This window comes from Hufsiella ginkgonis, from assembly GCF_009834915.1.
Taxonomy (GTDB): domain Bacteria; phylum Bacteroidota; class Bacteroidia; order Sphingobacteriales; family Sphingobacteriaceae; genus Hufsiella; species Hufsiella ginkgonis.
This window is the reverse complement of sequence record NZ_WVHS01000003.1, coordinates 26,639-45,970: the sequence shown is the minus strand read 5'-3', so window position 1 is coordinate 45,970 and position 19,332 is coordinate 26,639. Positions and strand designations below refer to the sequence as shown.

At 47.2% G+C, this 19,332-nt stretch carries 25 protein-coding genes; 3 read left to right on the top strand and 22 right to left on the bottom strand.

The annotated features are described in order from the left end of the window. The first annotated feature begins 96 nt into the window (after positions 1-96). Positions 97-444, top strand: a complete 348-nt coding sequence (locus GS398_RS12655) for a single-stranded DNA-binding protein (RefSeq protein WP_160907178.1) — start codon at positions 97-99, stop codon at positions 442-444. Here the strand turns inward: GS398_RS12655 and GS398_RS12650 are convergent, their stop codons facing one another. Together GS398_RS12650 and GS398_RS12645 are read right to left on the bottom strand one after the other, a co-directional pair. Continuing rightward, positions 445-1,149, bottom strand: coding sequence for an SDR family NAD(P)-dependent oxidoreductase (locus GS398_RS12650; protein WP_160907177.1), 705 nt, complete (start codon positions 1,147-1,149; stop codon positions 445-447). It abuts the gene before it with no gap. Between the two features lie 11 nt (positions 1,150-1,160). Further along, positions 1,161-2,927 carry an aromatic amino acid hydroxylase gene (locus GS398_RS12645; protein ID WP_160907176.1) on the bottom strand — a complete coding sequence of 589 codons (1,767 nt, stop codon included), beginning with the start codon at positions 2,925-2,927 and terminating at the stop codon, positions 1,161-1,163. A gap of 153 nt (positions 2,928-3,080) precedes the next feature. Between GS398_RS12645 and GS398_RS12640 the strand changes: the two genes are divergently transcribed. Beyond that, positions 3,081-3,491: a c-type cytochrome gene (locus GS398_RS12640; protein WP_160907175.1), complete on the top strand. Its 411-nt coding sequence runs from the start codon at positions 3,081-3,083 to the stop codon at positions 3,489-3,491. 72 nt (positions 3,492-3,563) lie between these two features. On the opposite strand, the gene dnaK is transcribed toward GS398_RS12640, so the two are convergent. After that, on the bottom strand, positions 3,564-5,483 hold the full coding sequence (dnaK, locus tag GS398_RS12635; protein ID WP_160907174.1) for a molecular chaperone DnaK: 1,920 nt from the start codon (positions 5,481-5,483) through the stop codon (positions 3,564-3,566). Between the two features lie 218 nt (positions 5,484-5,701). Between dnaK and GS398_RS12630 the strand changes: the two genes are divergently transcribed. Further along, entirely contained in the window at positions 5,702-6,493 is a 792-nt protein-coding gene (locus tag GS398_RS12630; protein WP_160907173.1) for a TIGR00266 family protein, read from the top strand. Positions 6,494-6,578: 85 nt separating this feature from the next. Here GS398_RS12630 and GS398_RS12625 read toward each other — a convergent pair whose 3' ends face one another. The 19 genes from GS398_RS12625 to rplX form a co-directional block, all read right to left on the bottom strand. Next, the gene (locus tag GS398_RS12625; protein WP_202406056.1) at positions 6,579-9,428 is read right to left on the bottom strand and encodes a S9 family peptidase; all 2,850 of its coding nucleotides are present in this window, start codon (positions 9,426-9,428) and stop codon (positions 6,579-6,581) included. 207 nt (positions 9,429-9,635) lie between these two features. Next, positions 9,636-10,184 (bottom strand): 50S ribosomal protein L17, encoded by a 549-nt coding sequence (gene rplQ, locus GS398_RS12620; RefSeq protein WP_160907171.1) that lies wholly within the window; start codon positions 10,182-10,184, stop codon positions 9,636-9,638. Between the two features lie 92 nt (positions 10,185-10,276). Further along, complete coding sequence (locus GS398_RS12615; protein ID WP_160907170.1) at positions 10,277-11,269, bottom strand: DNA-directed RNA polymerase subunit alpha; 993 nt, start codon at positions 11,267-11,269, stop codon at positions 10,277-10,279. Positions 11,270-11,337: 68 nt separating this feature from the next. Next, the gene (rpsD, locus tag GS398_RS12610) at positions 11,338-11,946 is read right to left on the bottom strand and encodes a 30S ribosomal protein S4 (RefSeq protein ID WP_160907169.1); all 609 of its coding nucleotides are present in this window, start codon (positions 11,944-11,946) and stop codon (positions 11,338-11,340) included. Positions 11,947-12,025: 79 nt separating this feature from the next. Further along, positions 12,026-12,415 carry a 30S ribosomal protein S11 gene (gene rpsK, locus GS398_RS12605; RefSeq protein WP_160907168.1) on the bottom strand — a complete coding sequence of 130 codons (390 nt, stop codon included), beginning with the start codon at positions 12,413-12,415 and terminating at the stop codon, positions 12,026-12,028. A 12-nt stretch (positions 12,416-12,427) separates the two neighbouring features. Then, positions 12,428-12,805 (bottom strand): 30S ribosomal protein S13, encoded by a 378-nt coding sequence (gene rpsM / locus GS398_RS12600; RefSeq protein ID WP_160907167.1) that lies wholly within the window; start codon positions 12,803-12,805, stop codon positions 12,428-12,430. A gap of 86 nt (positions 12,806-12,891) precedes the next feature. Then, positions 12,892-13,008 carry a 50S ribosomal protein L36 gene (rpmJ, locus tag GS398_RS12595; RefSeq protein ID WP_008506259.1) on the bottom strand — a complete coding sequence of 39 codons (117 nt, stop codon included), beginning with the start codon at positions 13,006-13,008 and terminating at the stop codon, positions 12,892-12,894. Position 13,009: 1 nt separating this feature from the next. Further along, positions 13,010-13,228 carry a translation initiation factor IF-1 gene (gene infA / locus GS398_RS12590; RefSeq protein ID WP_016196832.1) on the bottom strand — a complete coding sequence of 73 codons (219 nt, stop codon included), beginning with the start codon at positions 13,226-13,228 and terminating at the stop codon, positions 13,010-13,012. A gap of 92 nt (positions 13,229-13,320) precedes the next feature. Then, a complete protein-coding gene (map, locus tag GS398_RS12585; RefSeq protein WP_160907166.1) occupies positions 13,321-14,130 on the bottom strand; it encodes a type I methionyl aminopeptidase in 810 nt (269 codons plus the stop codon). Positions 14,131-14,133: 3 nt separating this feature from the next. Beyond that, the gene (secY, locus tag GS398_RS12580) at positions 14,134-15,477 is read right to left on the bottom strand and encodes a preprotein translocase subunit SecY (RefSeq protein ID WP_160907165.1); all 1,344 of its coding nucleotides are present in this window, start codon (positions 15,475-15,477) and stop codon (positions 14,134-14,136) included. Between the two features lie 3 nt (positions 15,478-15,480). Next, positions 15,481-15,927, bottom strand: a complete 447-nt coding sequence (gene rplO, locus GS398_RS12575; RefSeq protein WP_160907164.1) for a 50S ribosomal protein L15 — start codon at positions 15,925-15,927, stop codon at positions 15,481-15,483. Between the two features lie 2 nt (positions 15,928-15,929). Beyond that, positions 15,930-16,109: a 50S ribosomal protein L30 gene (gene rpmD / locus GS398_RS12570; RefSeq protein WP_160907163.1), complete on the bottom strand. Its 180-nt coding sequence runs from the start codon at positions 16,107-16,109 to the stop codon at positions 15,930-15,932. A gap of 4 nt (positions 16,110-16,113) precedes the next feature. Then, entirely contained in the window at positions 16,114-16,632 is a 519-nt protein-coding gene (gene rpsE / locus GS398_RS12565) for a 30S ribosomal protein S5 (protein WP_160907162.1), read from the bottom strand. A 23-nt stretch (positions 16,633-16,655) separates the two neighbouring features. After that, positions 16,656-17,009, bottom strand: a complete 354-nt coding sequence (rplR, locus tag GS398_RS12560) for a 50S ribosomal protein L18 (RefSeq protein ID WP_160907161.1) — start codon at positions 17,007-17,009, stop codon at positions 16,656-16,658. A gap of 5 nt (positions 17,010-17,014) precedes the next feature. Next, positions 17,015-17,572 carry a 50S ribosomal protein L6 gene (rplF, locus tag GS398_RS12555; RefSeq protein ID WP_160907160.1) on the bottom strand — a complete coding sequence of 186 codons (558 nt, stop codon included), beginning with the start codon at positions 17,570-17,572 and terminating at the stop codon, positions 17,015-17,017. 17 nt (positions 17,573-17,589) lie between these two features. Further along, positions 17,590-17,988, bottom strand: coding sequence for a 30S ribosomal protein S8 (gene rpsH / locus GS398_RS12550; protein ID WP_160907159.1), 399 nt, complete (start codon positions 17,986-17,988; stop codon positions 17,590-17,592). Between the two features lie 169 nt (positions 17,989-18,157). After that, the gene (gene rpsN, locus GS398_RS12545; RefSeq protein ID WP_160907158.1) at positions 18,158-18,427 is read right to left on the bottom strand and encodes a 30S ribosomal protein S14; all 270 of its coding nucleotides are present in this window, start codon (positions 18,425-18,427) and stop codon (positions 18,158-18,160) included. Continuing rightward, a complete protein-coding gene (gene rplE, locus GS398_RS12540; protein ID WP_160907157.1) occupies positions 18,427-18,993 on the bottom strand; it encodes a 50S ribosomal protein L5 in 567 nt (188 codons plus the stop codon). The genes rpsN and rplE overlap by 1 nt, the downstream gene beginning before the upstream one ends. Next, the gene (gene rplX / locus GS398_RS12535) at positions 18,993-19,331 is read right to left on the bottom strand and encodes a 50S ribosomal protein L24 (RefSeq protein WP_160907156.1); all 339 of its coding nucleotides are present in this window, start codon (positions 19,329-19,331) and stop codon (positions 18,993-18,995) included. Before rplX ends, rplE begins: the two co-directional genes overlap by 1 nt. Between the last annotated feature and the right edge of the window lies 1 nt (position 19,332).

The window sequence follows — 19,332 nt, the reverse complement described above, 5'->3', positions numbered from 1 at the left end:
AATAATTATTTACTTTCAATTATAATTATTTAATTTAATATTAAATTAAATAATGTATCTTATTATTGCACATCAGTTAATTTAAACACAATAAATATGAGTAATCTTAGGAACAGCGTTCGCCTGGCCGGTTTTCTCGGCAGTGAGCCTGAAGCGAAATCCATTGGAAGCAGCAAAAAAGTGGTGCGCGTATCAATTGCCACACACGACTCTTACAAAAATGAAAAGGGAGAACGGGTAGAAGAAACGCAATGGCACAACCTCGTTTTGTGGGACAAACAAGCATCCCTGGCCGAAAAATTCCTTCATAAAGGAAGTGAAGTGGCTATCGAAGGAAAGCTGACCAGCCGCAGCTATACCGACAAGGAGGGAACTAAGCGGTATATCACCGAGGTGGTCGTCCACGAAGTACTATTGATGGACAAAAAAGCGATAACCGACTAGCTATGGCGTGGTTACTGCCACCGGCAGGATCTTACCGTTAAAGAACCGGTGCCCGTTTAACGCGAAATCCGCTACATATTTTCCCATTTCGAATGCCATCACGGGCGATTGATACTCCGGGAACGCTTTTTCCAGCATTTCAGTTTGAGCGGAGCCAAGCGCCAGGCAATTAACACGGATGCCCCTTTCTGCAAACTCATACGCCAGGCATTCTGTTAATGTATGGAGAGCGGCTTTGCTCGCTGAATAAGCAGACAGACCAGGGAATTTAACGCTTCCCTGGAAACCACCCATGCTCCCGATGTTTAAAATATGTGCGTGGGCAGACATCATGGGAACAATCGACTGGATCATCTGCACATGCCCCAACAAATTTGATTGGATCATCCCGGCGAAATCCAGCGGCGAAGTTTCCAGGAAAGCCTTGTTCACCAATGTGCCGGCGTTATTGATAAGAATGTCCACTTTGTTGAATCTCTGCCTGACAAACGGCAGAAATGCGGTCTCATAATCGTCTTCCACGATGTCAAACCTGGCAGGATACAAGTTGCATTCCGGGTTAAGCCCCTTCGCGATCGTGTAAAGATTCTCCAGCTTGTCCTCGGAACGGGCGAGGGCGATCACATGATTGTCATTGCTAAGGATCAGCTCTAATGCCGCTTCAAAGCCTATACCGCTGCTGGCGCCGGTGATTATGATGTTCATCTTATCCGTAGTTATAACTTTGCCCTGGCCGGGATCATCCGAAGCCCGTCTGCAATCAGTTTCGCATACCCGGGCATTTTTACACGCTTTTCGGCAAGGTCGTTCCTGATATGGTCCGCAAGATCGGGCATCAGGCTTTCTTTTTCAAGCAATTCGAGAATTTCTAACCGGCAAAGCCAATCGGCCGGGAAATGTAAAGATAACTCCTGGTAGACCGCCGGCAACTCATCATAGCGCCGCTGTTCTTCCCGGCAGTTCCTCACCCGGGCAAAAAGCGCATGGTACGCCCTGGTGTGCTCGTCGTGTACCGGGTGATGGGTGGATGTTTTCGACAATGGCACGATGTCTTCAAATGCATCCTTGTCCGCGGCGCCGCTGAAAACAGAAACGATCCGCTCCCCTATCGCGAGGTCAAAAGTGCCCCATGACGGATCGAAATAAACGGTCCCTTCTTTATCTGTTACCAGGCAGTCACGAAAACTGAGCAGCACCAGTTTCCCGTCTATCCGGGTACTGCCCGAAAATTCTGCCGCTAGCGTAAATCCATTTTCAAATTCAAGGGTAACATCCTCACCGGGCGACAGCAGCGCGTATTTGAGGTCGTCGTCGCCGAAGTCTTCCAATAATTTGCCGCTGCCTTTCAACTTGCCTACCACCGACGAAAAACCATTAATATGCATACCCTTTCCATGCCCTGCCAGTTCCCTGCCGTCGTAAGACAATGCAGTGGGGCCGGTCGTACGTATAAAAGCGGGCTCACCATACTCATCTGTTTTTAAGTCGGTCACCACACCGCTAACCTGCAATCCCGAACTGTAAACTACAGTGGCTGTCCGGCGGCTTTCAATTGCTTTAAGTACACTTTCAGAGCCACCTTTTCGGAAGGCCATCCCTTCGGCGAAACGCTCCAGTACAGTGATCAGGTTCTCAAAATCCGGAGTTACAAAAAGCTGGGGCTGCGGTTTGGTGATGTCATACGTGTAATTCACGGCCTCAGGTGTATACCATAGTTTTTTTACGCCGGGGTCCATACACGACGCACTTTCGCCGATCGACGAAAGCAAACCGGCTCCATAGATCTTTGGATCTTCGGGTGTACCAATCAGTCCGTATTCCACGGTCCACCAATGGAGACGGCTTAGCAGCGCCATTTCAGAAGGCTCGCTTGTCGCGTCCTGGCATGCGGCGACACGTTCTTCGGCTCTCCGGATGGATTCCGGATCGGCATCATGCATCTCTTTTAAGATAGACAGTTCCCGGATCGTTTCATACAGCTCAAAATCTGCCGAAGAAAACATGGCCTTAGATCCGATGCTACCGAAATAGCTCAGGTACTTGTTATAATCCGGCTCCGCAATGATGGGGGCATGCCCGGCAGACTCATGAATGATGTCTGGTGCAGGCGTGTACTCGATGTGCTCCATTTGCCGGATATCGGCAGCGATCACCAATACACGATAAGCCTGGTATTCCATAAATGCCGCCGGCGGGATAAATCCATCGACGGTTACGGCGCCCCACCCGATCTTGCCCAGGGCGTCGTTCATCTCCTGCAGGTCGGGGATCCGCTCAATAGTAAGGCCCGCTTTTTCTAAACCGGGAATATAGGGATAATAAGCCACATCCTTCAGGTAACTGTAATTCTGGCGCATCACGTATCTCCAAACGGCATGATCGGCGGCCGTGTAATGTTCGTAATGCTGGTCGACAATATATTGCCTCAGATGACGCGGTAATAACGCGACCTGCGCATTATGGAAATCATTAAATTGGTCCATCAAAGAGGCTCCTAACTGGTTAAGTAACGGGGATAAAAGTAAGAAGTTTTAATGGAAGCGACTGATGGCCTATAATTGTAAATTATTTGATTGATGACACCGGATTTATTTTTACTTCGTAATATTATTTCCGGCCGATAACGACCTATCCGTATGTTAAAAAAGAATAAGATCACCACTGTGCTTTGCATCCTGGTGTTTATTGCCCTAGGCGTCGCTTCTACCGCTCAGCAACAGCAGAAAGAGCGGCCTAAAAACCTGCTCATCCTGCCAAAAGACATCAGCGAAGGTGCACTGGACACCATTATGCACAATTACAACGATGCGCTTGGCGTAAAATGTAATTATTGCCACTCCCCTATCAATAAAGACAATCCAAAGGATCTCGATTATGCCAGCGACAGTAAAGCTGCCAAAAGGATTTCCCGCGATATGATGAAAATGACAAAAGCCATTAACGAGCAGTTCTTTAAAGATCACGTGAACGACAAGGGAGAAGCTTCGGAAGCTATCTCATGTATCTCCTGCCATAACGGCCAGGAATACCCGGCGTTTACCAAGTAACGAGCCGTCCTGCCTAAAAAGAAAAGGCCCGGTTTTGATCAGCCGGGCCTTTTTCTCGAAGTATAACAGGTTCTATTTCTTATCGTCCTTTATTTCTTCGAAGTCTACATCGGTAACGCTGTCCGGGTTACCGGCGGGTTCGCCACCGCCTTGCGGATCCTGGCCGGCATCTCCTTGCGGAGCGCCACCGTCTGTAGCTTTATACATTTCCTCTGAAGCGGCATTCCAGGCATTCTGTAATTCCGCCGAAGCAGACTCGATATCGCCGAATGATTTAGAAGCATGCGCATCTTTGAGCTTCTTTAATGAATCCTCGATGGCCGATTTCTTGTCAGCAGAGATCTTTTCGCCATATTCTTTCAACTGTTTTTCAGTCGAAAAAACGAGCGCATCCGCCGCATTCAGCTTGTCGATCTCCTCTTTCGCCTTTTTATCTGATTCAGCATTGGCTTCCGCTTCATCCTTCATTTTCTTGATTTCCTCATCGGTTAAACCGGAAGAAGCCTCGATCCTGATCTTCTGCTCTTTGCCTGTGGCTTTGTCTTTAGCAGCTACGTGGAGAATCCCGTTGGCGTCGATGTCAAAAGTCACCTCGATCTGCGGAACACCGCGCGGTGCCGGAGGAAGCCCGTCAAGGTGGAACCGGCCGATGGTACGGTTCTGGTTAGCCATTGGCCTTTCTCCCTGTAAGATATGGATCTCCACGGTAGGCTGATTGTCAGAAGCGGTAGAGAATGTCTCAGATTTTTTCGAAGGAATTGTCGTGTTCGACTCGATCAGTTTCGTCATTACACCACCCATGGTTTCAATACCCAAAGAAAGCGGGGTAACGTCGAGCAGTAACACGTCTTTTACTTCACCGGTAAGTACCCCACCCTGGATGGCTGCACCAATAGCTACTACTTCGTCAGGATTCACCCCTTTTGAAGGCTCTTTACCAAAGAAGCTTTTCACGGCATCCTGGATAGCAGGGATCCTGGTAGAACCACCTACGAGGATGATCTCGTCGATATCAGAAGTTTTTAAGCCGGCATTTTTTAAAGCAGATCTGCAAGGTTCGATCGTACGTTTAATAAGACTATCTGCCAGCTGCTCGAATTTAGAACGCGACAAGGTACGCACAAGGTGTTTAGGTCCGCTTTGATCAGCGGTGATGTAAGGCAGGTTGATCTCAGTCTGGGTAGAGCTGGAAAGTTCGATCTTCGCTTTTTCAGCCGCTTCTTTTAAACGCTGAAGCGCCATCGGATCTTTGGCTAGGTCCATCCCGTTCTCGCTTTTAAACTCGTCAGACAGCCAGTCGATGATCACCTGGTCGAAATCGTCACCGCCAAGGTGCGTATCGCCATCGGTTGATTTCACTTCGAATACACCATCTCCAAGTTCCAGGATAGAAACGTCATGTGTACCGCCACCGCAGTCAAACACTACGATCTTCATATCCTTATGTGCTTTGTCAAGGCCGTAAGCCAACGCAGCAGCAGTAGGTTCGTTAATGATACGTTTCACATTGAGGCCGGCAATTTCACCCGCTTCTTTTGTTGCCTGGCGCTGTGCATCATTAAAATAAGCGGGTACAGTGATCACTGCGTCCGTTACTTCCTGTCCTAAAAAGTCTTCAGCAGTTTTCTTCATTTTCTGAAGGATCATTGCTGAAATCTCCTGCGGAGTATATTTCCTTCCGTCGATATCAACACGCGGTGTATTGTTATCTCCTTTTACTACCTGGTAAGGCACGCGGCTGATCTCTTTAGAGACCTCCCCGTACTGGTTACCCATAAAACGCTTAATTGAATAAATGGTCTTCTTGGGGTTCGTGATAGCCTGACGCTTTGCAGGATCCCCAACTTTGCGTTCTCCATTATCGACGAACGCGACGATTGACGGTGTGGTTCTTTTTCCTTCGCTGTTTGCGATCACAACCGGTTCATTCCCTTCCATTACGGCTACGCAGGAATTCGTCGTTCCCAAATCGATACCAATGATTTTTGACATGCTTATATTTCCTTTCTAAGAGTTTTCGATTACTAGTCAAGCATAACAAGCCTTATGCCAATACCATTTAAAGGTGTCATGACAGGTTATTGCCTAGTTTTCGTCAGAGAATAGAAACAAGAAATGACAGGATGACAGCCAGTAACAAAATGCCATTTCCACTGTCGAATTTGTAATCGACTTTCAGAGATACTAATTTGCAGCAATAATTATACATTATGATCAATAACCACGAAATAGACTATCGCATTATCGGTGAAGAAATGCAGTATGTCCGCATTGAGCTCGATCCCCAGGAAACCGTAGTAGCTGAGCCAGGCGCATTTATGATGATGGATGACGGTATCCAGATGGAAACCATTTTCGGTGACGGCAGCCAGCAAACAGGCGGCATATTTGGTAAGCTGATGAGTGCCGGAAAACGACTGTTGGTGGGAGAAAGTTTGTTTATGACCGCCTTTACCAATATGGGCTACGGCAAAAAACGGGTGAGCTTCGCGTCGCCCTACCCCGGCAAGATCATCGCGCTCGATCTGCTCCAGCTCGGCGGAAAGATCATCTGCCAGAAAGATGCGTTTCTCTGCGCAGCTAAAGGGGTCAGCGTAAGCATCGAATTCCAGCGACGCCTCGGGACCGGCTTGTTTGGCGGTGAGGGTTTTATCATGGAAAAGCTCGAAGGGGATGGGATGGCATTTGTCCATGCGGGGGGACATGTTTTCGAAAAAGAGCTTCAGCCAGGCGAACTGTTAAAGATCGATACGGGTTGCCTGGTCGCCTTCACACAGGGGGTTAGCTACGACATTCAATTTGTTGGCGGAATAAAGAACACACTATTTGGAGGTGAAGGAGTGTTCTTCGCCACGTTACGCGGTCCAGGGAAAATATGGATCCAGACGTTGCCTATCAGCAGGCTCGCCAGCAGGATCTTGTCTTTCGGCACCGGTGCGCGCCGGGAAGAAGGCAGTATCCTCGGCGGTTTGGGCAACCTGCTCGATGGCGATGGCCGTTAGACGCTTTAACGACAAACGAGGCGCTCTTTTTGAGAAAGCCTCGTTTGTACATGCGAATAAGCCAGGGTACCTCGTACCTTAAGTCTTACTGCCCCGCTTCTTCAAACGCCCTGGCTTCGATATATTTCTCCATATCCAGCTTATTCACTCCTTTACTCCACCAATCGGGGGCCGGCTTGCCTTTCAGTTGGTAATCAAAATATTCGAGCATACGAACAGCGTAATCTTTCCGGTTGGGAAGCTTCACGATGCCATGGTTCTCGCCTTTATAAGTGATCATTACCACCGGTTTGTTTAAACGGCGGAGGCCATTATAGTACTCAACACCCTGGGTGAAGTCGACCGCCCCGTCTTTATCATTGTGCAACAAAAGCAAAGGCGTATTCACTTTCTTGATGTGATAGATCGGCGAATTGCGTGCAAATGCATCCCAGTTATCCCAATAACCGGGTGTTAAACGACCCTGGCTTGCCTCAAAGATCGCCTGGTTCGTACCACCGCTGTTCCAGTAGATCAGGCTGTACATGCTGATCATGTTAGTTAATGGAGCGCCTGCCGCTGCAGCTTTAAAGATATTCGTTTGAGTGATCAGGAACGAAGTTTGGTACCCACCCCATGAATGGCCGTGAATAGCCACGTTCTTACCGTCCACAATTCCGGTGGCGATCGCCGCTTTCACGGCCGGAACCACGCAAGCCACCGCCGACATTCCCGGATCATTTAATTTGTAAGTGATATCCGGCATCAGTACAGCGTAACCATTGCTGTTGTACACGGCTTTGTTGAAGCCGCCTCCCGGGAAGGCCGGCATGGTATATGCGTTCAGGCCATCGGTTAAACGCTCATAAATGTACGTGATCGTAGGATAAGCTTTTCCCGGCTCATAGTTCGCCGGGAGATACAACGCGGCCTGAAGCGAATCGCCGTTTGCACTTACGTAGTTGATCAATTTCACGCCGGATGACCAACCGTATTTTTCCTGGTCGGGCGTGTTCTGGCTAATTTGCGTTGCCGAAGCTAAGGCCGGGCCGGCAACATAGAATTCCGGCGATTTCAGGCTGTTTGATTTTGAGAAAACAAACGTGTTTCCTTTAGTTGCCCTGGTCAGGTTATCGTAACTATTGTCGCCCATAAACAACACGTTGATAGAATTCTTGCCGGGTTCCAAAATACCGATTCCCTGTTTCTTAGTAGCGCGGTCGAATACCGAAAAATATTGAGTCCTGGTGAGATCGGCGCCCTTTTCATTTTCATAAACGCTGAAACGCCCCTGAACCTCTTGTTTTTTTGCCTTCCAGTTATTGGTCAGGGCGGTGAAGGCGCTTCCATCGGCACTGACTTTCCACAAATCATAATTGTCTTTAATGAGCACATACTTCGAATCTGCCGTCCAACCGAAACTGCGGGTAGCTGGCTTCAGAACGTTGTGATCGTCCAGTTCGTTAACGAATGACGCATTAATTTTCGAGGTCAGCGGTTTGCTTTCGCCCGTCGCAAAGTTGATGGAATAAAACGTGCCATCTTTATAATAACTGCCCGCTTTCCCGTTTGGCGCCATACTGATCCCTCCAGCGCCGGTTTGGTAAAATTTGCTGAACAGGATAGATTTTTTACCGGTTTTTAAGTCTATCAGGTAGATGTCGGTATAACTTTGTCCATCGAGATTCGACATCAATTCATAGCTCGAATTATCGTAACCGATGGCGTATAATTGTTTCGGCGCGATCACTACGCTTCGCAGGGTACTGTCGGCCAGGCGCGTGTATTTTTTTGTCAGCGGCCGGTACATACCCAGGTAGCTATAATTCTTATCCGTTATCTCCTGAACCTGCTGCGCCGATTGCAAACGTTTATCCTGCCAGTTCCAGATGATCATATCCGGTTTCTCGATATCGTCTTTCTTAGCGGCAGCCGCCATGGAAGGTCCCTGCGCTTTTACCCCCGCAGAATCCGGTCTTTTCGTGGCGGATCTATTGGCAGAATCGGCTTTGCCTTCTGGCTTCTTGTCGCTGGCTTCCAGTTTATCTATCCCGAAGAACAAGGTACCCAGGTCATCAGACCAATACGGGCGGCTATTCGTACTGATGCCCATCCCCTTAGGAAAGGTCTCGTCTTCAATCCCTGAATAAATGGTTTTCTCTGAAAGATCGCCGTTCAGTTTGCTCACACCAATCACTGAGAAAACGTCGGATTTATACTTCTCATTCTTATTAGACTTTAACAAGGCAAACGCATCACCGTTGTCCGTCCAGCGGATAGACTTATACGTGGCTTTATCGTTGTCAATGGCGGATGCGATGCCGGTTTTAAAATCGTAAAGCAGAATACCGTTGCCGTTCTGCCCCGCCGCATCAATGGTGTATGCGAGCAGGTTTCCATTCTTGTTAAAGGAATATTCGCTCACGTTCCCGATATTAAAGCTTTTTTTGCTCACTACGTTGTACAACAGGAGGTCGGTCCCCTTAGCCGCATCCGGAGCGGGCGGGCCTGCCGGGGCGGATCCGGCAAAGTGAATAGCAACCCAGTTAGAGGCCTCTTTGGGAAATGCAAACGTCTTTACTTTTTCGAACTCCGTCTTTTTGTTATCCGCGATCGAAATGATGGCCAGCTTATCAAACAAGGGTTTATTGATCTTCTTTGCGGCCTTTGCCTCGGCATCTTTCGGCGCCACCTTAAAGGCGAAGTACCTGGAATCCCCTGAAAACGATACCGATGCTATAACAGCTCCGCAAGGATACTTCCTGGTCAATGTATCGGATGTGCTCCTCAATACCACCTCGAGATCGCCTTCTGTCGGGCCGGTCACCCAGGCCATCCATTTACCGTCAGGTGAAAGTTGGTCGGAGAAACTTTTAATGGAGCGCCACCTGGAAACGTCCTTCCATGTTATTGCAGGCTTTTGCTGAGCATAGAGCGCCAATGTCAGAAACGGCAATAATAGCAAGGTTAAAACAGCCTTTCTTCCAGTAAAGAAATTTTTCATAAAATATAATAATGATGGATAGTCCGGCAACCGACGCCGTTTAGTGGACTAAAGATAATATTCCTGCAGGAAATTAAGAGCCCGTAAATAAGGATAGCCATAAAAACAAAGAGGCTTCCCTCTAATGAAGGAAGCCTCTTTGTTTGTAGTCGTTACTAACTATTCGCCTTTTTCTGCATTCTCTTCAGAAGCCGCGTTTTCTGCGGGATCCGCAGGCGCCGCTTCTTCAGTGAAAGCGGCTGTTTCTTTTGCAGCCGGAGCAGCAGTTACCGCTTTACCCTTGCTGCCAGAACCACGGCGACGTGTTGATTTCTTCGCTACCGCAGCTTCTCCGCCTTTGGTATAAACGGTGTTGTAGTCAACCAGCTCTATAATCGCCATCTCGGCGTTATCGCCTAAACGGTTTTCAAGCTTGATGATACGGGTGTAACCACCCGGGCGGTTAGCCACTTTCTCAGCGATTTCGCGGAACAGCAAACCTGTAGTTTCTTTGTCTTTCAGGTAGCTGAACACGGTACGACGTGAATGCGTGGTATCGTTTTTCGATTTGGTGATCAGTGGCTCTATATACGTGCGCAGTGCCTTAGCTTTTGCCAGCGTAGTGGTGATGCGTTTGTGTAAGATAAGCGATGACGCCATATTAGAAAGCATCGCTTTCCGGTGGCTGTCTGTACGACCTAAATGGTTGATTTTTTTTCCGTGTCTCATTTTCTTTTTATTTACACCTGCATACCGTTCCCGCACAGTTAGCAGGAGGATTTATGCAGACGTCGCTTATTAATTATCGACCAGCTAGCTGCTTAGTCTTCGTCGAGTTTATATTTCGACAGGTTCATTCCGAAAGACAGTCCCTTAGATTTAACCAGGTCCTGGATCTCAGTTAACGATTTTTTACCGAAGTTTCTGAATTTAAGCATATCCGCTACGTCGTAAGAAACCAGCTCGGCAAGACTGCGGATATCCGCGGCTTTGAGGCAGTTCAACGCACGTACAGAAAGATCAAGATCAACCAGCTCGGTTTTCAGGATCTTGCGCATGTGCAGGATCTCTTCGTCAACTTCCTTGGTTTCCTCTTTCGCCTGTGCTTCCAGCATGATGTTCTCGTCAGAGAATAACATGAAGTGATGGATCAGGATCTTGGCTGCTTCTTTCAGCGCATCTTCCGGGTGAACGGATCCGTCGGTAGTGATATCCAGCACCAATTTCTCGTAGTCGGTTTTCTGCTCTACACGATAATTCTCGATAGTGTATTTCACGTTCTTGATCGGCGTATAGATAGAATCGATCGCGATCACGCCTACTACGGCGTCAGCGCTTTTATTCTCTTCCGACTGTACGTATCCCCGGCCTTTGTTTACGGTAAGCTCGATTTCGAGCGTAACCGAAGTTTCCATATTGCAAACTACCAGCTCAGGATTTAATACAGTGAAGTTATTCGAAAACTTGGTGATATCTCCGGCTTTAAACTGGTCTTGCCCGTTGATGATCACGAAGATCTTTTCAGTATCTCCTGAATCGCCGGTCTTTTTAAAACGAACCTGCTTTAAGTTAAGAATGATCTCGGTAACGTCTTCTACAACGCCCTGGATCGTGGAGAACTCATGCGACACTCCGGAAAAGCGAACGGACGTAATTGCATATCCCTCTAACGAGGAAAGCAGGATACGTCTTAAAGCATTACCAATAGTAACCCCAAAACCTGGTTCCAACGGACGAAATTCGAAAGTGCCATCAAAATCAGTCGATTTTTGCATGATCACTTTATCAGGTTTCTGAAATGCTAAAATTGCCATTATATCTAATTAATGTTAAATGAAATAAAGCTGCCTGGTAACCACCAGGCAGCGTATATGTTATGCTGTTATTTAGAGTAAAGCTCGACGATCAGGTTTTCCTTAATGTTCTCCGGGATCTCATCGCGATTCGGATAGTTGAGGAATTTACCTGTTAACGAGCTAGCATCCCATTCCAGCCAGCTGAACTTGTTGATCTTCCGGCCTGCTACCGAGTTGGTTACAGACTCCAGGGATTTCGAACGCTCACGTACGGCAACTACATCGCCGGCACGTAAAGAGTACGAAGGAATATTTACCACTTCACCGTTTACGGTAATGTGTTTATGGCTTACCAGCTGACGTGCACCTGAGCGTGTAAGGGCAATGCCTAAGCGGTAAACTGCGTTATCTAAACGTGCTTCCAATAACTTAAGAAGGTTCTCACCGGTGATGCCCTCTTTTGAAGACGCTTTATGGAAAAGGTTCTCGAACTGTTTCTCCAAAACCCCGTAAGTGTACTTAACTTTTTGTTTCTCCATCAGCTGAACAGCGTATTCCGACTGTTTTCCACGACGCTTTGAAGCTCCGTGCATGCCTGGGGGGTAGTTCTTTCTTTCGAGTGCTTTGTCCGGACCAAAGATCGGTTCCCTGAATTTACGGGCGATCTTTGATTTTGGGCCTGTGTATCTTGCCATTTTTGTTTGTTTAAAGTATCATGCAACCCGCAGTTGCCGACTCTTAGCTTTAAAATTTATATTAATTTACTATAAGAAGTTATACTCTTCTTCTCTTTGGAGGGCGGCAGCCGTTGTGGGGCATAGGTGTAATGTCCCTGATAGTGGTTACTTCGATCCCAGTGGTTTGAAGCGTCCTGATTGCAGACTCCCGACCTGCGCCCGGGCCTTTTACGAACACTTCTACTTTACGTAATCCAAGGTCGTACGCTACTTTACCGCAATCGGCAGCAGCCTGTCCGGCGGCATAAGGAGTGTTCTTTTTAGAACCTTTGAAACCCATCTTACCGGCAGACGACCAGGACACTGCTTGTCCCTGGCTGTTAGTCAGCGTGATGATGATATTATTGAATGTCGCATTCACGTGCGCCTGCCCAACGGGCTCAACCACTACGATGCGCTTTTTGGTTACTTTTTTAGTTTTAGCCATTACTATCCGGTATTATTTAGTAGCCTTTTTCTTGTTTGCAACTGTCTTACGCTTGCCTTTACGGGTACGCGAATTGTTTTTGGTGCGCTGTCCGCGAACAGGAAGACCTTTACGGTGACGTAAGCCACGGTAACATCCGATGTCCATCAAACGCTTGATATTAAGCTGAACTTCAGAGCGCAATGAGCCCTCAACTTTGATCTGATCGTTGATGATACCACGAATTGCCGACAACTGCTCGTCAGTCCAATCCTGTACCTTTACATCATAGCCGATTCCTGCCTGATCTAAAATGCTCTGTGCGGTAGACCGTCCGATACCGAAAATGTACGTAAGACCGATCTCTCCCCTTTTGTTTCTTGGTAAATCAATACCTGCTATCCTTGCCATAGTTTTATTTAGCGATTTACGATTTCCGATTGATGATTTACGCCATACTGGAAACCGTAAACCGAAAATCGTCCATCTGAATTATCTTATCCCTGACGTTGTTTGTATTTAGGGTTCTTCTTGTTAATTACGTAAAGTTTTCCCTTACGGCGAATGATCTTGCAATCAGCACTACGCTTTTTGATGGATGCTCTAACTTTCATATTATTTATACCTATAAGTTATCCTGCCTTTTGACAAATCGTAAGGCGACATTTCTAATTTAACTTTATCCCCAGGCAAGATCTTGATGTAGTGCATCCGCATCTTACCTGAAATGTGTGCAATTATCTCGTGACCGTTTTCCAGTTCTACCCGGAACATCGCGTTTGATAATGCTTCTTTTATGATGCCGTCCTGTTCAATAGAGGCTTGTTTAGCCATATATTTTCTTGATTTTTACTTAATTTACCCTGTTAAACGGGGACGCAAAATTAAATAAAAAATTTCGAAATTTTATATTCCCAGGATTTTTTTTATAAATTTTCCGGCGCTGTCCGCTTTCCCAATACTTCTTCGATATATTCGAAGGTAGAGAGTACGTCGGACTTTCCTTTTTTCACCGCAACCGTATGCTCATAATGCGCCGACGGCTTTTTATCGACCGTGCTTACGGTCCAGCCATCATCCCAGAACTTCACCGATGCCCTTCCCTGGTTGATCATAGGTTCAATCGCAAGTACCATTCCTTCCTCGAGCAGCATGCCTGAACCGCGTTTGCCATAGTTAGGCACTTCGGGGCTTTCATGGAGCTTTACTCCCACGCCATGCCCAACAAGTTCTTTAACTACACCGTAACCGTTCTTTTCTGCATGTTCCTGCACAGCATGTCCAATATCGCCAAGCCGCATTCCCGCCACCGCTTTCTCGGCGCCCAGGGCTACGCATTCTTTGGTGACCCTAAGCAACTTTCCAATAACCGGGTCAATCTCGCCGATAGGAAAGGTATATGCCGAATCACCGAAAAACTTGTTCAGGATCACCCCGCAGTCTACGGAAACGATATCACCCTCTTTCAGTGCATATTGGCCGGGAAAGCCATGTACCACCTGGTCATTCAGCGAAATGCAGAGCGACCAGGGAAAGCCGTTATAATTAAGGAAGGCCGGCACGCCGCCGTTATCCCTGATAAAGCTTTCCGCAAGCGTATTAAGTTCAATGGTCCTTATGCCCGGTCCTATCACCTTAGCCACTTCGGCCAATGTCCTGGAAACCAGTAAGGAGCTTTCTCTGATTAGTTCAACCTCTTCGGGAGATTTGTAATAGATGTTTGACTTCGAAGGCATGGTTTAGTTACCCGTAACTCCTGCAGCAACAGGTGTACGTCCCTTGATCCTGCCAGTCTTCATTAGCCCGTCATAATGACGCATTAATAAATGACTCTCTATCTGCTGTAACGTATCCAGCACAACACCCACCAGGATCAATAGCGAAGTACCTCCAAAGAAATGCGCAAACTGGCTGCTTATTCCAACTTTGGCCGCCATGGAAGGCAGGATCGCAATGATGGCGAGGAATACCGAACCGGGTAACGTGATCTTTGAGATCACTGAATCGATGTACTCCCCGGTGAACTTTCCTGGCTTTACACCCGGGATAAATCCGCCGTTCTTCTTCATATCATCAGACATCTGTACCGGGTTAACGGTAATGGCCGTATAGAAAAAGGTAAAAGCGATGATCAGGAATGCAAACACCAGGTTATACGGAAGCGACGTGTAATTGCTCAGCGAGGTCAATACCGGTCCTTGTGCAGATGGGAAAATGCTGCCCAATGTTGTCGGGATGAACATGATCGCTTGGGCGAAAATGATCGGCATTACACCGGCTGCATTTACTTTCAACGGAATATACTGACGCACACCGCCATACTGCTTGTTACCAACGATCTTCTTCGCATATTGTACCGGGATCTTTCTCACACCCTGAACGATCAGGATAGTGAACATCACCACGGCGATCAAAGCGATGATCTCAAGTACGAACGGAATAGGCCCGCCGGCACCTTCACCCGCCATTCTCGAGCCGAACTCTCCAAGGAGTGCCGGGGGCAGCTGGGCAATGATCCCAACCATAATGATCAGGGAAATACCGTTACCGATACCCCTGTCGGTGATCTTTTCACCCAGCCACATCACGAAGAGGGTACCGGCAGAAAGAACGAACATCGAAGAGATGGTAAACATCGGTTCAGACAAGATCTTCGCGTCGACGGGGATCTGTCCTGAGCGAACATACGCCGCGCCCTGGAGCAGGGTGATCGCCACCGTCAGGTAACGAGTGATCTGGTTGATCTTTTTACGGCCGCTTTCTCCTTCTTTCTGCATTTTCTGGAAAGAAGGGACAGCGATACCCAACAGCTGAACTACGATGGATGCCGAGATATACGGCATCACGCCAAGGGCGAAGATAGATGCACGGGAAAACGACCCCCCTGCAAACATATTGATCAGGCCTACAAGACCACTGGCTTCTTTAGCCGATTTCAGATCGAGGATATTCGCATCAACACCTGGAAGGGTAATATAAGATCCCGCCCGGTAAACCAGGAGACATATCAGTGTGAAGAAGATCCGCGCCCTGAGGTCCTCAATATTCCAGATGTTGGTTAAGGTTGTGATCAGTTTCTTCATCTGTTACAATTTAACTGTAGAACCACCAGCTGCTTCGATAGCTTTTTGAGCGGTTGCAGTAAAAGCATGTGCTTTAACTTCCAGTTTAGCTTTTAGTTCGCCTCTTCCGAGGATCTTAACCAGGTCGTTTTTCGATACGAGACCGTGCTCCTTTAATACGGCGAAATCAACCGCTTCGAGGTTGAATTTCTCAGCGAGGCCCTGGATCACATCCAGGTTAACACCTACATACTCTACCCTGTTGATATTTTTGAAACCTACCTTAGGTAAGCGGCGCTGTAAAGGCATCTGACCGCCTTCAAAGCCGATCTTGGTAGAATTACCAGAACGTGAACCGGCACCTTTATGTCCGCGTGTTGATGTACCACCCCGTCCGGAACCCGTACCGCGACCGATACGTTTCCTGTTTTTTGTAGAACCTTCTGCAGGTTTTAAGTTACTTAAGTTCATGATTAGATACTTTCTACTGCCACTAAATGATTAACTTTCCTTACCATCCCGATAATGGCCGGGCTGGCTTCCACCTCTACAGACTGGTTGATCTTATTCAAGCCCAATGCCTGCATGGTTTTTTTCTGGCGCTCGCTTCTGTCGATAACGCTTTTAATCTGTGTTACTTTGATCTTAGCCATCGTCTTATCCGTTAAAAACTTTACCCAATTCCACACCACGGTGCTGCGCTACTGTATATGCATCGCGCAATTGCGATAATGCCGATACAGTTGCTTTAACCACGTTATGCGGGTTCGATGATCCTTTTGATTTAGCGAGTACGTTATGTACGCCGGCACTTTCAAGCACTGCACGCATCGCGCCACCGGCGATAACACCGGTACCGTTTGCTGCAGGTTTGATGAACACGAAACCACCGGAAAATTTGCCGATCTGCTCGTGCGGGATGGTACCGTTGATCACAGGAACCTTTACCAGGTTCTTTTTCGCGTCGTCCACACCTTTAGCAATCGCCTCCGTTACTTCTTTGGCTTTGCCCAGGCCGTAACCTACTACGCCATTCTCGTCGCCTACTACCACGATTGCCGAGAAACTGAATGTACGTCCCCCTTTGGTAACCTTAGCCACACGCTGAATACTTACCAGGCGGTCTTTTAATTCGATCTCGCTTGATTTTACTCTCTTTATATTGATTGTTGACATTTTCTTATTTTTTTCAGCTGTGATTAAAAATCTAAACCGCCTTCACGGGCACCTTCTGCGAGTGATTTCACGCGGCCATGGTATAAATAACCATTCCTGTCGAAGACCACTTTGCTGATCCCTGCTGCGATCGCTTTCTCAGCTACTGTTTTACCGACTTCTTTCGACTGCTCGATCTTTGTTCCTTTTACAGAAAAATCTTTTGCCAGGGAAGAAGTAGAAACCAGTGTTTTTCCGGTGGTATCATCAATGATCTGGGCATAAATGCCTTTGTTGCTCCTGTATACTGATAAACGGGGGCGCTCAGCTGAACCAGAAATTACTTTCCTGATCCCTTTTTTAATCCGCTCTCTGCGGGATGATTTTGTTCCTGCCATGATGATTATTTTTTAGATGCTGATTTACCTGCTTTTCTTCTCAATACTTCACCCGCGAACTTGATACCTTTTCCTTTATATGGTTCAGGTGTACGAAGTGAGCGGATCTTTGCAGCTACCTGGCCCAACAACTGTTTGTCAATGCTTTCTAAAATGATGGTCGGGTTCTTACCCTTATCCGCGGTGGTGGTTACTTTGATCTCTTTTGGTAACTCGAAAACATAATGGTGAGAGTAGCCCAAAACAAGGTCAAGTGTATTACCTGTGTTTGTAGCACGGTAACCTACACCTACCAGTTCCTGCGTAGTTTTGTACCCTTCGGTTACACCTTTAACCATGTTATTGATCAGTGAGCGGTACAGACCGTGAAGCGCTTTGTGGCGTTTCTGCTCAGATGGCCTTTTAACGATAATATTGGTATCTTCCTGTGATACGGTTATATCCGAATCAACCTGCTGGGTTAATTCTCCTTTTGGTCCTTTTACAGTTACCAGGTTATTATCTGATACAGAGAGGGTAACTCCTGCCGGGATCGCAATTGGCGCTTTTCCTATTCTTGACATCGCTTAATCTCCTATCGTTAATAAACGTAACATAAAACTTCACCGCCGATATTGAGGCTCCTGGCTTCTTTATCGGTCATAACACCTTTAGAAGTAGAGAGGATGGCGATGCCTAATCCGTTGAGTACGCGCGGCATGTTGTCCATTCCGGCATATTGCCTTAAACCCGGGCTGCTTACGCGGGTGATGGTGCGGATCGCGGGGATCTTGGTGATCGGGTGATATTTCAACGCGATCTTGATCGTGCCCTGCACGGTTGAATCTTCAAACTTGTAGTTTGTGATGTACCCTTTGTCGAAAAGTACTTTGGTGATCTCCTTCTTCAGGTTAGAAGCGGGGATCTCAACCACCCTGTGGTTCGCCTTGATCGCATTCCTTACCCGGGTAAGATAATCTGCTATTGGATCTGTATTCATTATATTTGATCTGTGATGGTGGTTTCCTTCCCGTCCATCGGGACGACCTTCCATCGGTTAATTCATTGGGGTTGGACGTTATGCGTTTGACGTTGTACATTCCCCCAGGCGCCTTGCTAAGCGCCGGACCGGGAACGCACAACGTCGAACGTTAAACGTATAACTTTTATTACCAGCTCGCCTTCTTCACTCCCGGGATCTTGCCCGCAAGCGCCATTTCACGGAATGTTACACGTGAAATACCGAACTGACGCATATATCCTCTCGGACGGCCGGTTAATTTGCACCGATTGTGGAGACGTACGGGCGAAGAGTTCTTTGGCAACTTGTCCAGCTCTTCAAACTCGCCTGCAGCTTTAAGCGCTGCTCTCTTTTCAGCATATTTGGCAACTAACCGTGCACGCTTTACTTCACGCGCTTTTACACCTTCTTTAGCCATTATTGATTGTTGTTATTTTGATTCTTAAAAGGCAAACCAAATTGCTTTAATAACTCCAGTGCTTCTACATCCGATTTCGCGGAGGTTACAAAGGTAATATCCATTCCCATGATCTTGTTAATCTTATCGATGTTAATTTCAGGGAAAATGATCTGCTCTGTAATACCCAGTGTATAGTTACCACGGCCGTCGAATCCTTTGTCATTGATGCCTTTGAAATCACGGATACGCGGAAGCGCCACAGCGATCAGCCTGTCGAGGAACTCGTACATGGTATTATCGCGAAGCGTAACACGTACACCGATCGGCATACCTTTACGTAACTTGAAGTTCGAGATATCTTTCTTCGAACGGGTAGAGATCGCCTGCTGACCGGTAATGGTGGTCAGCTCGGTGATCGCATGCTCGATCAGTTTTTTATCTGTAGTTGCGGCACCAACACCCTGGTTAATGGCAATCTTTTCCAATTTCGGGACCTGCATTACGCTCTTATACTGGAACTTGTCCTTAAGCGCGGTGCGGATCTCGTCTTTGTATTTTGTTTTTAATCTTGGTATATAAGTCATTACTTAATTTCCTCCCCGGATTTTTTAGCTACACGAACCAGTTTACCTTTATCGTCCTTTTTAATTCCTACACGTGAAGGCTTACCGGATTTAGGGTCGATCACCATCAGGTTAGAAATATGCAATGAAGCCTCTTTCTTAACGATGCCGCCATTAGGGTTGGCCGCATTTGGCTTAGTGTGTTTAGATACCATGTTAGCACCTTCTACCACTGCCCTGTTGGTTTTTGTAATTACTTCCAGGATCTTGCCTTCTTTGCCTTTTGAGTCGCCGGCGATGATCTTCACCAGGTCGCCTTTGCGTACCTTCAGTTTGGCTACTTTAGTCTCTTTATTCATT

Coding starts and splice junctions, on each gene's coding strand:
- GS398_RS12655 (WP_160907178.1), top strand. CDS start 97: ATGAGTAATCTTAGGAACAGCGTTCGCCTGGCCGGTTTTCTCGGCAGT.
- rplR (WP_160907161.1), bottom strand. CDS start 17,009: ATGGCAGGAACAAAATCATCCCGCAGAGAGCGGATTAAAAAAGGGATC.
- infA (WP_016196832.1), bottom strand. CDS start 13,228: ATGGCTAAACAAGCCTCTATTGAACAGGACGGCATCATAAAAGAAGCA.
- GS398_RS12650 (WP_160907177.1), bottom strand. CDS start 1,149: ATGAACATCATAATCACCGGCGCCAGCAGCGGTATAGGCTTTGAAGCG.
- rplO (WP_160907164.1), bottom strand. CDS start 15,927: ATGAACTTAAGTAACTTAAAACCTGCAGAAGGTTCTACAAAAAACAGG.
- GS398_RS12645 (WP_160907176.1), bottom strand. CDS start 2,927: ATGGACCAATTTAATGATTTCCATAATGCGCAGGTCGCGTTATTACCG.
- rpsD (WP_160907169.1), bottom strand. CDS start 11,946: ATGGCAAGATACACAGGCCCAAAATCAAAGATCGCCCGTAAATTCAGG.
- rpsK (WP_160907168.1), bottom strand. CDS start 12,415: ATGGCTAAAACTAAAAAAGTAACCAAAAAGCGCATCGTAGTGGTTGAG.
- rpsE (WP_160907162.1), bottom strand. CDS start 16,632: ATGTCAACAATCAATATAAAGAGAGTAAAATCAAGCGAGATCGAATTA.
- GS398_RS12615 (WP_160907170.1), bottom strand. CDS start 11,269: ATGGCAATTTTAGCATTTCAGAAACCTGATAAAGTGATCATGCAAAAA.
- secY (WP_160907165.1), bottom strand. CDS start 15,477: ATGAAGAAACTGATCACAACCTTAACCAACATCTGGAATATTGAGGAC.
- GS398_RS12630 (WP_160907173.1), top strand. CDS start 5,702: ATGATCAATAACCACGAAATAGACTATCGCATTATCGGTGAAGAAATG.
- rplX (WP_160907156.1), bottom strand. CDS start 19,331: ATGAATAAAGAGACTAAAGTAGCCAAACTGAAGGTACGCAAAGGCGAC.
- map (WP_160907166.1), bottom strand. CDS start 14,130: ATGCCTTCGAAGTCAAACATCTATTACAAATCTCCCGAAGAGGTTGAA.
- rpsM (WP_160907167.1), bottom strand. CDS start 12,805: ATGGCAAGGATAGCAGGTATTGATTTACCAAGAAACAAAAGGGGAGAG.
- rpmD (WP_160907163.1), bottom strand. CDS start 16,109: ATGGCTAAGATCAAAGTAACACAGATTAAAAGCGTTATCGACAGAAGC.
- dnaK (WP_160907174.1), bottom strand. CDS start 5,483: ATGTCAAAAATCATTGGTATCGATTTGGGAACGACGAATTCCTGCGTA.
- rplF (WP_160907160.1), bottom strand. CDS start 17,572: ATGTCAAGAATAGGAAAAGCGCCAATTGCGATCCCGGCAGGAGTTACC.
- rpsN (WP_160907158.1), bottom strand. CDS start 18,427: ATGGCTAAAGAAGGTGTAAAAGCGCGTGAAGTAAAGCGTGCACGGTTA.
- rplE (WP_160907157.1), bottom strand. CDS start 18,993: ATGACTTATATACCAAGATTAAAAACAAAATACAAAGACGAGATCCGC.
- rpsH (WP_160907159.1), bottom strand. CDS start 17,988: ATGAATACAGATCCAATAGCAGATTATCTTACCCGGGTAAGGAATGCG.
- GS398_RS12640 (WP_160907175.1), top strand. CDS start 3,081: ATGTTAAAAAAGAATAAGATCACCACTGTGCTTTGCATCCTGGTGTTT.
- rpmJ (WP_008506259.1), bottom strand. CDS start 13,008: ATGAAAGTTAGAGCATCCATCAAAAAGCGTAGTGCTGATTGCAAGATC.
- rplQ (WP_160907171.1), bottom strand. CDS start 10,184: ATGAGACACGGAAAAAAAATCAACCATTTAGGTCGTACAGACAGCCAC.